Annotated in this window: 11 protein-coding genes; 4 read left to right on the top strand and 7 right to left on the bottom strand. The window is 47.4% G+C overall.

Features of this window, described 5'->3' with window-relative positions:
• The first annotated feature begins 113 nt into the window (after window positions 1–113).
• Window positions 114–1,538, top strand: a complete 1,425-nt coding sequence (locus ACH3Y6_RS13195; RefSeq protein WP_490836083.1) for an L-serine ammonia-lyase — start codon at window positions 114–116, stop codon at window positions 1,536–1,538.
• Window positions 1,539–1,661: 123 nt separating this feature from the next.
• On the top strand, window positions 1,662–2,945 hold the full coding sequence (locus ACH3Y6_RS13190) for an NAD(P)/FAD-dependent oxidoreductase (protein ID WP_490836082.1): 1,284 nt from the start codon (window positions 1,662–1,664) through the stop codon (window positions 2,943–2,945).
• 45 nt (window positions 2,946–2,990) lie between these two features.
• Here ACH3Y6_RS13190 and mqnE read toward each other — a convergent pair whose 3' ends face one another.
• The 4 genes from mqnE to ACH3Y6_RS13170 all read right to left on the bottom strand — a co-directional run bounded on the left by mqnE (window position 2,991) and on the right by ACH3Y6_RS13170 (window position 7,676).
• Window positions 2,991–4,166, bottom strand: coding sequence for an aminofutalosine synthase MqnE (gene mqnE, locus ACH3Y6_RS13185; protein ID WP_490836081.1), 1,176 nt, complete (start codon window positions 4,164–4,166; stop codon window positions 2,991–2,993).
• A 129-nt stretch (window positions 4,167–4,295) separates the two neighbouring features.
• Window positions 4,296–5,537, bottom strand: a complete 1,242-nt coding sequence (locus tag ACH3Y6_RS13180; protein ID WP_490836080.1) for a nucleoside permease — start codon at window positions 5,535–5,537, stop codon at window positions 4,296–4,298.
• A 288-nt stretch (window positions 5,538–5,825) separates the two neighbouring features.
• Entirely contained in the window at window positions 5,826–6,239 is a 414-nt protein-coding gene (gene trxA / locus ACH3Y6_RS13175; RefSeq protein WP_490836079.1) for a thioredoxin, read from the bottom strand.
• Between the two features lie 213 nt (window positions 6,240–6,452).
• Complete coding sequence (locus ACH3Y6_RS13170; protein ID WP_490836078.1) at window positions 6,453–7,676, bottom strand: DUF418 domain-containing protein; 1,224 nt, start codon at window positions 7,674–7,676, stop codon at window positions 6,453–6,455.
• Between the two features lie 207 nt (window positions 7,677–7,883).
• Here ACH3Y6_RS13170 and ACH3Y6_RS13165 point away from each other — a divergent pair, with 207 nt between their 5' ends.
• The gene (locus ACH3Y6_RS13165; protein ID WP_490836077.1) at window positions 7,884–8,606 is read left to right on the top strand and encodes a superoxide dismutase; all 723 of its coding nucleotides are present in this window, start codon (window positions 7,884–7,886) and stop codon (window positions 8,604–8,606) included.
• 5 nt (window positions 8,607–8,611) lie between these two features.
• Here ACH3Y6_RS13165 and dnaE read toward each other — a convergent pair whose 3' ends face one another.
• Window positions 8,612–12,283, bottom strand: a complete 3,672-nt coding sequence (gene dnaE, locus ACH3Y6_RS13160; RefSeq protein ID WP_490836076.1) for a DNA polymerase III subunit alpha — start codon at window positions 12,281–12,283, stop codon at window positions 8,612–8,614.
• A gap of 239 nt (window positions 12,284–12,522) precedes the next feature.
• Between dnaE and ACH3Y6_RS13155 the strand changes: the two genes are divergently transcribed.
• Window positions 12,523–13,239, top strand: coding sequence for a C40 family peptidase (locus tag ACH3Y6_RS13155; protein ID WP_490836075.1), 717 nt, complete (start codon window positions 12,523–12,525; stop codon window positions 13,237–13,239).
• 114 nt (window positions 13,240–13,353) lie between these two features.
• Here the strand turns inward: ACH3Y6_RS13155 and ACH3Y6_RS13150 are convergent, their stop codons facing one another.
• Complete coding sequence (locus tag ACH3Y6_RS13150) at window positions 13,354–14,889, bottom strand: lipopolysaccharide biosynthesis protein (RefSeq protein WP_490836074.1); 1,536 nt, start codon at window positions 14,887–14,889, stop codon at window positions 13,354–13,356.
• A gap of 129 nt (window positions 14,890–15,018) precedes the next feature.
• Window positions 15,019–16,689: a M1 family metallopeptidase gene (locus ACH3Y6_RS13145; protein ID WP_490836073.1), complete on the bottom strand. Its 1,671-nt coding sequence runs from the start codon at window positions 16,687–16,689 to the stop codon at window positions 15,019–15,021.
• Window positions 16,690–16,692 lie beyond the last annotated feature (3 nt).

Raw genomic sequence — 16,692 nt, 5'->3', positions numbered from 1 at the left:
AATTAACTACATATTAGTTTTGCGGTGGAAAGTTCGGAAAAACAATCCAAACGCTTGTAAGTTTTAGCTGAGTTCCGTTAAGTACCTTTGAACAGAAAGAAATACAGATTGCCATGCCTTACGAATCGATCTCGGTGTTTGATATGTTTAAAATAGGTGTGGGGCCATCGAGCTCGCACACATTGGGGCCCTGGAAAGCCGCTCAACGTTGCCTGGATACGATCCGGCAAAAAAGCAGCTTCGGCCAGGTGGCTTCAGTAACGGTATTGCTCTATGGATCACTCGCCAAAACCGGTAAGGGACATGGTACCGATATTGCCGTTATCCTGGGTTTGGGCGGCGAAGATCCTGTAACGATCGATGTCAATAGCATTACGCCCAGTATCCAGCAGATCACGTCCGATCAGCAATTACTCCTGGGCGGGGAAGTGATGATCCCTTTTCACGTGACGGAAAATATTCATTTTCTATTCAATGAAACACTTCCCTATCATCCCAATGGCCTATCCTTCCTGGTCACCCTGAAGAATGGTGAGAACTGGAGTGAGACCTTCTTCTCCATTGGTGGCGGATTCGTGGTAAAAGAAGGGGAAGCCCATGGCGGTAAACCTGTGGTACAACTGCCTTTCCCGATAGATACGGCCAATGACCTGCTGCATTCCTGCATGAAGGGAATGGCCATACACGAAGTGGTGATGGAGAATGAAAGCGCCTGGCGCTCTGAAGCCGAGACCAGAAAAGGGGTATTGCAAATCTGGGATGCCATGAAACAATGCATGTATCGGGGCTGCCATGCACAGGGACAATTACCGGGCGGATTACACGTTCGTAGAAGGGCGTTTGACCTGAATAAAAAACTGATAAAAGGGCTGACTTACTCGGATTATGACAGCTGGATAGCCTGCATAAAAAAGGGTGGTAACGATTTCAAATACATATTGGACTGGGTCAGTTGTTTTGCTTTGGCGGTGAATGAGGAAAACGCTTCTTTTGGCAGGGTGGTGACTGCACCCACCAATGGCGCTGCGGGCGTGATACCGGCCGTATTGCAGTATTATATTGCCTTTTGTGATGGCGATAGTGAAGATAAGATCATTCGTTTTCTGCTGGTGGCTTCCGAGATCGGCAGCATCTTTAAAAAAGGTGCCACCATATCTGCGGCAATGGGTGGCTGCCAGGCCGAGATCGGCGTATCTTCTGCCATGGCCGCCGCCGCACTCACCGAATGTATGGGAGGCACCCAACGACAGGCACTGATGGCCGCTGAAATAGCCATGGAACATCACCTGGGACTTACCTGCGACCCGATCGGCGGACTGGTACAGATCCCCTGTATTGAACGAAACACCATGGGGGCCATTAAAGCCATCACTGCCTCACAATTGGCACTGCAAAGTTCACCGGACTACGCCATCGTGAGCCTGGATAAAGTGATCAGAACCATGTGGGATACCGCGCTCGATATGAGCAGCAAGTACAAAGAAACAGCCGATGGGGGATTAGCCATACATATACCGATCAGTTTGCCGGAATGTTAACAGTGTGAGCAATAAGTAATAAGTCGTGAGTACAATCAAAACATCCACTCATCCACTCATTCACTCATTCACTCATTGTTCCCCCCCCCGTCTTCGAATGACTGGTCGTAAATCCTATGAAATATGTCCACAAATAAGAAACATATCGTGATACTCGGCGCCGGATTTGCCGGGTTGCAACTGGCCCGAAGAATCAGTGAGAGCGATTATGAGATAACCCTGATCGATCAATACAATTTTCACCAGTTCCAGCCACTCATGTACCAGGTAGCTACGGCCAGGCTGGAGCCCAGCTCCATTTCCTTTCCGCTAAGGAAAGTGTTTCAGAAAAAAAAGAATGTTCATGTTCGGCTGACTTCCGTAAAAGAGGTAAACACCGACACACAACAGGTAATGACTTCAGCGGGTATTTTTACGTACGATTACCTGGTGATCGCTACAGGATGCACCACTAACTATTTCGGCAACCGGGATATTGAGCGTTTCGCTTTCCCCATGAAATCCACTGTGGAATCCATCACACTCCGTAACAGGATATTATTGAATTTTGAGGAAGCTTTGTCTGCAGATGCGGAAGCATTACCTGCCATCATGAATATTGTGGTGGTGGGTGGTGGTCCAACCGGGGTTGAATTATCGGGTTCATTGGCCGAATTGAAAACCCATGTGCTCCCTAAAGATTATCCGGATATGGATTTTTCGAAGCTGAATGTGTACCTGCTTGAGGCAGGACCTGCCACTTTGGGTGTGATGAGTAAGGCTTCTCAGCAGAAATCGCAACAATACCTGGAAAAGATGGGTGTAAATGTATGGACGCAATCGTTGGTGAAAACATACGATGGTAAAATGGTTACCCTGGCAGATGGCAGAACCATTCCAACACATACACTTATCTGGTCTGCAGGAGTGACAGGCAATGTACCAACGGGTATTTCAGCGCAGCAACTGGTTCGGGGCAACCGGATAAAAGTGGATAGCTGTAACAGGTTGGAAGGATCAGACAATGTATATGTGATAGGGGATATCTCCTATATGGAAAACAAGGATTTCCCGAAAGGACATCCGCAATTGGCTAATGTGGCGATTGCACAGGCAAAAAACCTCGCACATAATTTCAGGAACCTGCTTCAGGGTAAGCCCCTGCGTACTTTTGTTTACAGGAATCCCGGTACCATGGCCACCATAGGCAAAAGAAAAGCGGTTGTTGACCTGCCTTTTATCAGCTTCCAGGGACGGCTGGCCTGGTATGTATGGATGTTCTTACACCTGATGCTGATCGTAAGCGTAAAGAACCGGTTATTCATCTTTATCAATTGGACGATCAGTTATTTCACCAACGACACTACTTTACGTTTGATTTTGATGCCTGACGCCAAGCAATCCACTTTAAAAGAAAAGACGCCATAGTGGTGTATTACTATGACGTCTTTTGCATTATGGGATCGCTAAAAGCTATAGTGTTACATTTAACTCAGGCTCGTCAACATTCACATGGGTATAGTCCCTGATTTCGTTGTACAAAGTGCCCCTTTCAATCGGCTGGCGTTTTACTTGTTTGATCAGACGGACCAGGTCTGCAGTACTCATGGCCGGAGTTTGTTCTTCACTGCCCGCCATAGCGTAGATCTTGGTGGAATCGTCGATGGTGCCGTCGATATCGTTTACGCCGAAAGATAATGTCAGCTGTGCATTCTGCCTGCCCAGCATCGGCCAGTAGGCTTTGATATGCGGGAAGTTGTCCATATACAAACGGGATACGGCATACATACGCATGTCTTCGATCACGGATGATTCTGCAATATGGCTCATGTCGTTATCCTTGTTACGGAACTTAAGTGGTATAAATGTGTTGAAACCACCGGTCTCGTCCTGCAGGCTGCGCAGGCGCTCCATATGGTCTATACGGTGCCAGAATTTCTCGATATGTCCGTACAGCAGCGTGGCATTGCTATGCATACCCAGTTGGTGTGCGGCTTTGTGAATATGTAACCAGCCATCCGCATCCACTTTGTCCTCGCAGATCTGTTTGCGGATCTCCGGGTGAAAGATCTCTGCACCACCGCCGGGCAGAGAATCCAGTCCGGCGTCGTGGGCCAGGCGCATACCTTCTTCAATGCTTACTTTGGCCTTGCGGAACATGTAGTCCAGTTCCACCGGTGTAAAAGCTTTGATATGTAAATCCGGACGATGTGCTTTGATGCTCCGGAGCAGTTCGATAAAGAAGTCCAGGTCCATTTTAGGGTGAACACCGCCTACGATATGTACTTCAGTGACCGGCTGTCCATCATAGCTTTTTACGATATCTAGCATCTGCTGGATGCTCAGTTCCCAACCTTCTTCGCGATGGGCATATAAACGGGAATAGGAACAGAATTTACAGGAGAACACACATACATTGGTGGGTTCAATATGGAAATTCCGGTTAAAATAGGTCTTGTTGCCATGTTTTTGCTCGCGCACCCAATTGGCCAGTGCGCCAAGATAGGCCAGGGAACCTTTTTCGAAAAGGGTAACCCCCTCATCAAAGAGGATCCTTTCCTTGTTCAGTATTTTTTCGCCGATCTGTTTGAGTTGTGTATCCTGTGTGTTGGCTACCAGGCTAAAAGGGTCTGATACTGCAGCGGTCATAGTCACATATTTGAGGCACGAAATTAATCAGTAATTGGTAATCAGAAATTAATAATTGTCATTGGCAGATTGGGAAAAACCCCTTACATCTGCACGCATACAGGGGCTTTTATCCAATAAACAGAGTGATCAATGTTTAACGGTTTCCAACGCATTCCTGTCATGTTTGTAACGGAATACGATCGGGAACACAATACCCAGGATCAATGCATATCCGGCAAAGCTGAACCAGATATTCTGCCAGTTCTTTACACCATCTACCGTAAAATAATCCACCACCCAGCCACTGATGGTTCCTCCGAGATAGGCCCCGATACCATTGGTCATCAGCATGAACAACCCCTGTGCGCTGGCGCGAATCTTGATATCGGCTTCTTTTTCAACAAAAAGGGAACCGGAAATATTGAAGAAATCGAAAGCCATACCATAAATGATCATAGAAAGTACCAGCAGGTAGAGTCCCGGGCCGGGATCACCGATGGCAAAAAGACCAAAACGGAATACCCAGGCAAAAATGCTCAGCAGCATTACATTCTTTATGCCGAACCGTTTCAGGAAAAACGGGATGGTCAGGATGAACAGGGTTTCAGAGATCTGCGAAATGGAGATCAGCAGGTTGGGATGCTGCACCCCGAATGAATCGGGAAATTTGCCCTTAAAATCATCCAGGAAAGGCGAACCGAATGCATTGGTGATCTGCAGGGCTGCCCCCAGCAACATGGCGAACAGGAAAAAAATGATCATCTTTTTCCTGCGGAACAATACAAAAGCATCCAGGCCCAACGCCGATACCAGGCTGCGTTTGGCCTCCACTGCTACGCGGGTACAGGCTGGCATGGTAAACGCATATAGTCCCAGTAAAAGGCCTGATCCGGCACTGACGTATAATTGGAGTGGGCTTTTGGTCCAACCGAAGATATCCACCATCCACATGGCCACGATAAAACCCACGGTTCCCCATACGCGGATGGGAGGAAAGTCTTTTACAATATCATACCCCTTTTTCTCAAGCACGATATAAGAAACGGTATTGTTCAATGCAATGGTAGGCATGAAAGCCATGGAGTTCAACAACATGATCAGGTAAAAAGTGCGGTAATCGGTGACCGTGGAGGCCCAGATCAACAATAAGGCACCGATGATGTGTAAGGAACCCAATACTTTTTCTGCATTAATCCAGCGGTCGGCCACTATCCCCATCAAAGCAGGCATGAAGAGCGAAGCGATACCCATGGTGGCATACACAGCACCCACTTCGCCACCGGTAAAATTGAGTGTAACGATCATATAGCCACCCAGCGAGATCAGCCAGGAACCCCAGACAAAGAATTCCAGAAAATTCATCAATATCAACCGCGCCTTAATGTTCATAGAAGCATCGTTTTGGTTCAGAAATCAGCGTGAAAGATAGGGAATAATGAATATTGAACAAGGAATGATGAAGGTTGAATTGGCCGGTGAAACAGATGAACAGACGAACAGATGAGCAAGGACCTGATGAGTGGAAGTTGGAGGGTAGATAACCGGCAGTAATTATGCCACCAGATTCATATCGTTATGAACACAACTTCAACATTCATCTGTTCCTTGCTCATCTGTTCAATTGTTCAAAAAAAAAGAGCCCGATTTTCGGGCTCTTTTAAAATATCTCTGCGGCAATTAAATATGTGCCTGGATCTTCTTGTCCAATACAGATTTCGGTACGGCACCGATCTGTTTGTCTACGATCTGGCCACCTTTGATGAACAGGATAGCCGGGATGGAAGTGATGCCATAATTCACACTCAGGTTCGGGTTATGGTCAACGTTCACTTTACCTACATTGATCTTGCCATCATATTCCTTAGCCAGTTCTTCAATAACGGGTCCGATAGCACGGCAGGGTCCACACCATTCTGCCCAAAAATCCACCACGGTCAGTTTATCGCTGTCCAGCACTTTTGACTGGAAGTTTGCGTCTGTTAATTCTAAAGCCATTTTTTTCGTTTTAAGTTGTTTATGATTTGTCTCTAATGATAGAAGGACGTCAAATATAAATCCAAACCCTGGTTTATGCTGTTTTGACTTTTCCACTATTGTGATTAATGACGTTGCAACAGTAAAAACCTGACAAGGGGGCAGTTATTTCGTAAGATCCTTTCCAAAACAAGGAAAACAGCCCCCAGTACGGTACTATTTTAATGGCTTATCGTTAAGTTATAGCTAACTTATAGCGAAGTTATAGTTAAGTTATAGCGTTACCTGCCCTGTCACTCTCCGGTGATACTCCGGTTAATGTTCAGCGGTTTACCGGTCCCTTTTCAATGGGTACCAACGCAGGAAGGTAGCGGAGCGCCAGAGCCATTCCACCGGTCCGAACCGGAAGCTTTTCAGCCACCATTTGCCTACTGCGATCTGTAACACAAAGAATGCCAAAGCGATCAGCCAGTTCAACCAGGGCGGCGTCTGACCTACCAGGCCCAGTCCAATACCATAAAAAAGTCCCAGGCCCAACAGGGTCTGCGTCAGGTAACAGGTAAGCGCCAGTTTACCTGCGGTGGCCAGCGGATAGAGTCTTTTTTGCCAGTTAGGTTTGTATAACAGCAGGCTCAGGCCGGTGATGTACCAGCAGACCAGTGAGGCATTCATCACATCGAAAAATTGGCTGAAAATAAAACCGGTCAGAGGTTTCTGCTCCCAGCCAAGATGAAAGAGGCTATTGGCGCCAAAAATGCTCAGGCCACAGAGAAAACAACCCAGTACCAGCCAGCCGCTCTTTCGGAAGATCTTCCGGAAAACCGAGCGTGAGCCCTCGCCCTGGTGGAACCAGTTCTTTCGGCCGCTGTACATACCCAGCAGGAAGAAACCGAATGTGACAAAAATGCGACCGCTATCCAGTTGAAAGCGGAATTTATCGGAAAAAGCGATCAGATTGGCCTTCCACAGCGGTAACCAGTGAGGTTGTTGTACCAGCGCCAGGAATGCTTTACCTGCCGAATCGAAATCCGGCGGTGGGCCATTTTGGGGTTGTGGCTGGGACATACTCAATAGCCTGGTCAATTCGATCAGTTTCCCCGGGATATTCATGGCAAAGAGGATCCCCAGTATCAGGATCACCCGGTTGCTCCAGTTTCGCATGGGCAATAACAGGAATCCCAGAGGAGCGTAGATCGATAAGATATCTCCCCGCCAGAAAGCATGGTGTATCACACCGATGATGCCCAGCAAGGCAATGCGCCAGGCATACCGAAGCACAAAATTGTCCTGTTGCTTCTCCATGCTCTTCATCTGCAGGTAAAAACTCAATCCGAACAGGAAAGAAAAGAAAGCGAAGAATTTACCGGCGATCAGCAACTCGTTCAGTACGGGAAGTATCTGCGAGGCAATATCCTGGTATTTATTGAACAGTTCACCGGGCAGGGGACCGGCATTGTACCAGAAGATCATATGCGCCAGCAGGATGCCGAAGAGTGCGAAACCTCGTAACACATCTACTGTAAGGATCCTTTCAGAGGAAACAGTTGTTTGCATATAGGTATGGGTTTGATTGCATCCGTAAGTAGCAGAAAAAGTATAACCAGCTTCAGTAAAATAGGATGAACAGTTGTATAAGAGGTTGAAAAACAGGATATCACATAAATATGTGGTTACAACAGCAGCTAACAATGCATTAAACCTTCGGTTCTTTTGCCCGTCAGAACGCAGGCCTCATTTTTTCAACCATCAAACCTGAATCCTATGAACCGGAAAAGTTTTCTTTCGGCTTCGGCTGTTTTATCTGCAGCCACCATTCTGCCTCTGAATTCTGTGGTTGCACAGCATTACCAGGAAAACGGGCTCGATAAACTTACCAATGCCAATGGCGAATTCCAGTTACTGAACCTTCCGTATAACCGGAATTTCCTGGAACCGTATATGGATGAGGAAACGGTGTACCTGCACCATACCTTTCACCATGGCGGAGCAGTAAAAGGGGCCAATAAAGACCTGCAGATGATCCGGAAAGCGATGGACGAGGGTAACCTGGAAACGGTTGACTACTGGACAAAGAAACTCAGTTACCATTTTTCCTCACATGTGTTGCATACCATTTTCTGGACCAACCTCACCAATAAAAAGACCGAACCATCGGGTACACTGTTGAAAAGGATCGAAAAGGATTTCGGCAGTTACGACAAACTGAAAAACTACCTGGCTAAAACTTCGAAAGACGTGGATGGCAACGGATGGGGCATACTGGGTTACCAGCCTTATGCCGACAAACTTACCCTGTTACAATGCGAGAACCATGAAAAACTGACGCAATGGGGGGTGATACCCTTACTGGTGCTCGATGTATGGGAACATGCGTATTATCTGAAATACAAGAACAAGCGTAACGATTTTGTAGACACCATGCTGAATATCCTGAACTGGGACAACGTAGCAGAACGCCTGAATACGGCAGAAAAGCTGGTTTGACCGTATTAACCTGCAACACCCACATGGATGTCCACATCCGGGTTGTTCATCAGGAACTCGGCCATTTCTTCGTTCATCTGGAAACCCCTGTCGAAACTGCTCAGCGTGATTTTCAGGTTATCCTTGGGTTCGAAAATATTGAACTTTAAAGTGGCTTTACCCGGGTGGCTGCGGACGTTCTTATCAACAAAACTCACAAAATCAGGGGTAACAGAAGCCGGGTGCATATTGATCTCGATACTGCGGGTCAGGTTCTGCTTCACGGTTTCCAGTAAGGACATGATATTTATCTTGAATTCAAAATTGTTGGGCTGGTTATACCGGTTGCGGAAAAAACCGGTTAACAGGATATTCTGTCCTTTTTCCAGGTAGTTCTGGAATTTGATATAATCTTCACTCCACAGAACAAATTCGGTTTTGCCGGTGAAATCCTCGATCACGAAGGAACCAAAATTCTTACCGGTCTTGGTTACCCGGTGCTGCACATCGATCACGAGTCCTGCCACACGTAAACTTTTTCCCAGGTTCGGCTGCAGGCTCAAGGAATCCTTGATCTCATTAAAATCACTGATCCGGGTAATGCCGTAATGTTTCAGTTCGAACTTAAAATGGTCCAGCGGATGGCCGCTCATGAACATACCGGTCACTTCTTTTTCATGATCCAGCAGTTCGGTCAGTGTCCAGGGTTCGCAATTGGGGATCTTGGGTATCTGTACCTGCATGGCATCCGAAAGATCACCGAACAGGGTATTGGCAGTTCCTGCGGCAGTTTGCTGTGCCTGACCGTAGGCAATGATGCGTTCCAGCCCGCTCTGTCGTTCGTTTTCCGGGGTAAAGAAATACTGCGCGCGGTGGTAGGCTGTAAAACAATCGAAAGCGCCGGAATAAGCAAGGCTTTCCAATGATTTTTTGTTTACGTTCTTCTGGAGCACACGTTTGATGAAATCAAAAATGTCTTTGTACGGGCCGTTCTTTTCCCTTTCTGCGATCACCGTATCTACAGCCGCATCACCCACGCCTTTTAAACCGCCCAGTCCAAAACGGATCTCACCCCGCTGGTTCACAGCAAAACCTTTCAGCGATTCGTTGATATCCGGACCAAGTACTTTTATGCCCATGCGTTTACACTCTTCCATGAAGAAAGTGATCTTTTCGATGGCTCCGGCATGGTTCAGTACCGCCGACATATATTCTCCCGGATAATGCGCTTTCAGATAAGCCGTCTGATAAGCCACGAACGCGTAACAGGTTGAATGCGACTTGTTGAATGCATACTGGGCAAAAGCTTCCCAGTCGGTCCAGATCTTTTCCAGTTTGTCGGCTGGGTGCCCTTTGGCCGTGGCTCCGGAAATAAACTGGGCTTTCATCTTATCCAGTACGGCTTTCTGTTTCTTACCCATGGCTTTCCGCAACACGTCTGCATCGCCCTTGGTAAAACCGCCGATACTCTGACTCAACAGCATCACCTGCTCCTGGTAAACCGTGATACCGTAAGTATCTTCGAGGTATTCCTTCATATCGTCCAGGTCGTAACTGATGGCTTCACGGCCATGTTTCCGGTCGATGAATTTGGGGATATAAGCGATTGGACCCGGACGGTACAGGGCGTTCATCGCAATCAGGTCGTCGAACTTATCCGGTTTCAGTTCGCGCAGGTATTTCTGCATACCTACACTTTCAAACTGGAACGTGGCATTGGTCTCGCCTTTCTGGTATAACTGGAAGGTCTTTTCATCATCCAGCGGAATATTGTCCAGGTCTATGTCAACATTATGGTTCTGCTTGATCAGTTCCAGCGCCGTTTTTAAAATGGAGAGGGTCTTCAGACCCAGCAAGTCCATTTTGATAACGCCCGCATCTTCGATCACACTTCCTTCGATCTGGGTAACCCAGAGGTCAGAGTCCTTGGCAGTGGCAACCGGCAGCAGTTCGGTGAGGTCTTTTGGGGCAATGATGATACCGGCCGCATGGATACCGGTGTTGCGCACGGAGCCCTCCAGTCTTTCGGCCTCTTTCAATACCTGTGCACGGATATCCGTTCCGTTATAGATCTCGCGGAGCTTCTTTACATTTTCGATATCCTCCTGCTGGTAGGCCTCTTTTTCTTCCAGTGATTTCTCACCTTCTTTTGCGGTGAGCGGTGCGTGTAACACACGTCTTAATTCCGTACCCGGTTTATCCGGTACCAGTTTGGCCAGCATATTGCTTTCGGCCAATGGCAGGTCCAGAACACGGGCCACATCCTTGATACTCATTTTGGCCGCCATGGTACCATAGGTAATGATCTGGGCCACCTGGTTTTTGCCATATTTGTCCACCACATAATCGATCACTTTCTGCCGGCCCTCATCATCAAAGTCGGTATCGATATCGGGCATGCTCTTACGGTCCGGGTTCAGGAAACGCTCGAACAGCAGGTTGTACTTGATGGGGTCGATATTGGTGATGCCAATGCAATAGGCTACCACACTGCCGGCAGCCGATCCACGGCCCGGGCCCACGAATACACCCATATCCCTGCCCGCTTTGATGAAGTCGCTAACAATCAAAAAGTAACCGGCAAACCCCATGGTCTTGATGGTGAACAACTCAAAATCGATCCGCTCCTGTATCTCCGGCGTCAGATCGGAATAACGTTGTTTGGCACCCTCATAGGTAAGGTGCTTCAGAAACTCCCACTGGTTCAGGTTGGCATCACCGTGTACCTGGAAATCCTTAGGAATAGGGAAGGCGGGGAGCAGAATGTCTTTTTTGAGATTCAGAATCTCCACCTTATCCACGATAGCCTGCGTATTCTCCAACGATTCCGGTATATCGCTGAACAGTTTCGACATCTCATCCGTGGTCTTGAAATAGAACTGGTCGTTGGGGAATTTGAAACGGCGGTTCTTCAGCTGAACATCATCGTTCACAAAATCATCAAACCCCGGCGTACTCTGTTTCTCACCGGTATTGATGCAAAGCAGGATATCGTGCGCGTTGGAATCGTCCTTGTCAACATAGTGACTGTCGTTGGTGGCGATCACCGGCACCTGGTATTTCTTTGAGAACTTCAGCAGGGTCTGGTTGATGAGTTCCTGTTCCTTCATGTTATGACGCTGCAGTTCTATGTAATATTCCTCACCGAACAGGTCCAGCCACCATTTGAATTCCTGTTCCGCTTTTTCCTCTCCATCGTGCAGGATGGTCTGTGGCACATAAGCGCCAATGCAGCAGGTAGTGGCGATCAGCCCTTCGTGGTATTTCTCGATCAGTTCCTTGTCTATACGCGGGTACTTGCTGTACATGCCCTCAATAAAACCCAGCGAAGTCAGTTTTACCAGGTTCTGGTACCCGATCTTGTTCTTGGCAAGCAATACCTGGTGGTAACGCTCATCTTTCAGCTCCTTGGTGAAGGTTTTAACATGCCTGTCCTTCACCACATAGAACTCACAGCCTACGATCGGTTTTACCGTAGGTTCCAGGATATCTTTTCCATTGGCATCCTTACCCACCACTTTGGTATTCTTCCAGGCCTGGCTCACAAAATTGAAAGCGCCAAACATATTACCGTGATCGGTTATGGCCAGTGCCGGCATCCCGTCTTTCATGGCTTTTTTATACAGGCTGTCGATCGGTGCGGCACCATCGAGTAACGAGTATTGGGTATGCACGTGTAAATGTGAGAACTGGGGCATGGAGAGGTCTGTAGTTTGGGGTTTGGGGTCTGGAGTTTTAAGGGAGTCCAGACAAACGACAAATATCGTTCATCTAGCCCCCGGAAAGAAGTCATTTTTTTCCACAACTGCCGGTCAGGCAAGTCTTTTCTGAGCCAGGTAACTTATCCACATCCCGGATAACGGTTCATTAAAATGCAAAAGTTATTCCCCTTATCCTTTTTTCAGCCTGTTGGCACTTAACTTGCGGATATTGGTATATGAAAAAATTACAGGTATCATATCTGCTTTTGTTTGCCATACTCGTGTTGTCGGGCTGTGGTTCCATTCGTAAGATCTCCACGAAAGACAGTGCTTCTTCTGCCACGGCCCTCAAAAAAGTAAGGTCCACTGCCAAACGTGAGTTTATCAACGGCATAGAAGTTACCCCCGGTTACCTGGTTACTTCCAGCCAGAAAACAGGTTTCGGCAATACGAAAAAAGGAGGGAGGGATGAGTCGGCTGCTTATGGTAAAGCGGAAAACCGGCTCATGTCGTTCGGTATTGAGAATGCCAGTATGTTGCAGCTGAAATATGCCATTGCCACCGATGCTTCAGTAGAAAAGCTGACCAATATCCCTTTGCTGGAAGTGATCGATAAATGGTGGGGCACCAAGTACTGCATGGGTGGCAGCACCGATAACTGCATCGATTGTTCTGCGTTCACCCAGGTGATCATGCGCGATGTATACCAGGTAACCCTGCCAAGAACCTCGCAGGAACAGTACAATTTTGCGGAAAAGATAGAACTGGAAGACCTGCGTGAAGGTGATCTTGTATTTTTTAACACCAGCGGACGGGATATTTCGCATGTAGGTGTTTACCTGCTCAATAACAAATTCGTACATGCGGCCACCAGTGGCGGGGTCATGATCAGCGACCTGAACGAAAAATACTGGCAGCCTAAGTTTCGGGGCGCAGGGAGGGTGACGAAGTAGTTCTTAATTAGTAATCATCATTAATTGCTTTAATCTTCTCTGCGAAATCTCTGCTTCTCTGCGGCTCTGCGGTGAAGTTTTCCAACACAACACGCAATTCCTAATGAATAATGATTAACTATTCTTCCCTCTAAAAGAATTGACCCTTTTTAGAAAAACAGCATATAGCTGTCCCGCATCGGGCGTTAACTGGAAATAGAAGATACCGCCGATCATGATGGCTGAGAAGCTGATACCCCGGAGGATCAGTCCTGTCCAGCCATGAATATCCTTCATCAGTAAATAACAGAATCCATATGCTGCTATCGCCAATAAGAGTGAATAGAGGGTTTTCAGGGTAAATGGCTGCATATTGAATTTCCGTCTCAGGAACTCGAAGCGGATAAAATTGTACACTGAATACGCAGCCAGCTCTGCAAAAGCCGAGCCGATGATACCATAGTGTTTGATCAGGAAATAAGTAAGGGGCAACCGGAAAGCCAGCAACACCACACCGCTGTAAAAATCGAAACGCCAGAAAGTGGAGGTGTTGATCACCATTGCATTCAGCCCGGTGCCGGCATCAATGATGCGGACCATTCCCAGGATGAACAGCACACCCAGTCCATCTGCATAATCTTTCTGGATATTCAGTACCTGCATGCCATCCAGCACATTCAGCCAGATATTACCGAAAATGAACAGGGAAAGCAATAACAGGTTAATACAGGAACGCTGGTAAATACGGTGGATCTCTTTGTAATCCTTTTCCTTCCAGGCGCGTGACAGAACACCCGCCGAGATGGACTGGATACTTCTTTGCGGAACCTGGATCAGGTTGGCCGCATATTGGGCAAATACAAAAATGCCGGTGGCGGTCAGTCCTTTTAAACTGGCGATGATCAGGCTGTCGATAGTGGCTGCCACAGCAAGGATCAGCGTTCCGCCGAAGATCAGGGCCTGCACGCTCAGTATCTTTTTCCAGAACTTACGCGTTACCCGGCTGATCCGGAATGTGAAGTATAAATGACCGGTGCGATACAGGTAAACCAATAATACCAGGAACACCACCAGGTACTGAAAAGCGAACAGGTAAATAAAGTATTCAAAACTGAGCACTTTAAAGTAGAACAGCAGTATCAAAACACTGGTGAGGATGCGCAGTCCGGTCTCTTTCAGAAAATTGGAAAGCACCGATTTGTGCACGGCCCAGCAAAAACTCTCAGTCACCGAAAAGAACAGCATACCCATGGCAAAGGGGAACAGCCAGAAATAGTAGTCCACCACCAATGCCGACTTCTCTGTGAATTTCCGGATGAACAGGGGTTTAAAATACCAGCCACCCCACAGTACCAGGAGAAACCCGATAAATGAGGCCAGCAATGCCCAGGACAACAGGTCAATCTTTTTTTCGGGCAGGTTGTCTTTGTAATACGGATAGAATTTATAGATCACCGGTATCACGCCCAATGCCCCAAATGCGAACATGATCTGTCCAAAATCGAAAAAGATCCGGGTCAGGGCATATTGGCTGGGGGTGAATAGGTTACCTGTTTCGTAAAAAAAGAATGGGGTAGAAGTGGTATAGAAATAGTTATTGACAAAACCAATCAGGAACCCGATATACACCAGTATACTGGAAATGATCGTCTGTTTTCGTATACTCCCCATGTGGTTAATTAGTAATTAATAATTGGTAATTAATAATTTTCTATCAGCGATAGTTAATTGGTAATGTGCGAATATGAAAGAATTTACTGATAATACAATTCCTAACTACTAATTATTAATTATTCATTCCTAATTAGCTTTCACCACCACATAATAATTTTTCTCGATCTCTTTAAAAGGGAAAACCGCCAGGTCTCCGGGCCTGAGTTGTTTGGTGTTCCATTTGTTGGATTCAGGTCCCAGCAACAGACCGCCTTTGGGCGTGTTCAGGAAAATGGGAAGATTAAATCCATCAACACAGTTGGTATAGCGGTATGACAGGGTTTTCTGATCGGCCGAAACGGAATACTCAAACACAGGAACCTGTGTGGTGCGCAGGTACTGATCGAATATTTTCTCAACGCTGCTGCCGAAATACTGGCTTACCACCTGCTGAATATCTTCGGTGGTGACCGTCTGGTGGTAGAATTTCCTGCCCAGGTAGCGAAGCATTTCCCGGAACTTCTCATCGTCATTCATGGCATGCCGTATGCTGTGCAGCATATTGCCTGATTTGGGATACATATCACCACTGCCTTCTTTATTCACGCCATAAGGGCCAATGATGGGTTTGTCGTTCTGGATCCCCCTGCGGGTACCGTAATTGTATTCATTGCCGGCCTTTTTGCCAAATACATACTCCGTGAACAGGGTTTCGGAATAATTGGTGAACCCTTCATGTATCCACATATCGGCCAGGTCTTTACTGGTAATGCTGTTGGCAAACCATTCATGGCCGCTTTCGTGAACGATGATGAAATCCCATTTCAGTCCCCAGCCGCTGCCGCTCAGGTCACGGCCCAGGTAACCGTTCTGGTATTTGTTACCATAAGCCACTGCGCTCTGGTGTTCCATGCCCAGATGCGGGGATTCTACCAGTTTGTAGCTGTCTTCATAAAAAGGGTAGGGCCCCATCCAGTATTCAAAGGCGCGCAGCATGGTCTTGGCCTGTTTGAACTGTTCCCTGGCTTTGTTGAGGTTATCATCCAGTACCCAATAACTCAGGTCCAATTTGCCTTTTTCGCCCATCAGGGTATCCGTAAAGTTGACATATTTACCGATATAGGGAACCAGGTTGTAATTATTGATCGGGTTCTTCACTTCCCAGCGCCAGGTCAGGTTACCCGGACTGTAACTCTTACTGCTGATCAGTCTGCCATTGGCCACCGCCACCAGTGTATCCGGAGCCGTAATGAGCATCGTGGCACCATTATCCGGTTCATCGCTCTGGTGGTCCTTGCAGGGATACCATACACTGGCCCCCAGTCCCTGGCAGGCCACCGTCATCCAGGGGCGGCCTTTTTCATCTTTCTGGAAGATCCAGCCACCATCCCAGGGAGCCCGTTTCGCTATTCTAGGAGATCCCTCATAAGCCAGGGCCAGTTTCTGTGTGCTGCCTTTTACCAGGTTCATGGGAATATCGATCCAGTAAACATTTCCCTCCCGTTTATATGTCAGTTTGGTATCGCCCAGGTAGGCTTTGGTCAGCTGCATCGGCTCCTGCAGGTCTATCTGCATGATTTTACCGGGACGCAATACCTTGAATGAAATATCCACTTTGCCTTTAATCGTTCTTTGGGTAAAATCAGGTGTTACGCCGATGCTGTAATACAACACATCCCACCAGGTACGGTTCTCATTCAGACTGCCGCGGAGGCTATCTGCTTTGGTGAAAACTTCTTTGTCAACACCCAATTGCGCCTGTGCCATACCCCAGCTGCACATGACAGCCAGCAGCAGGAATCTGATTTTTGTATTCATTGT

The organism is Sediminibacterium sp. FW305-C-269, assembly GCF_058231045.1.
This window is presented reverse-complemented; position numbering and strand designations above follow the sequence as displayed.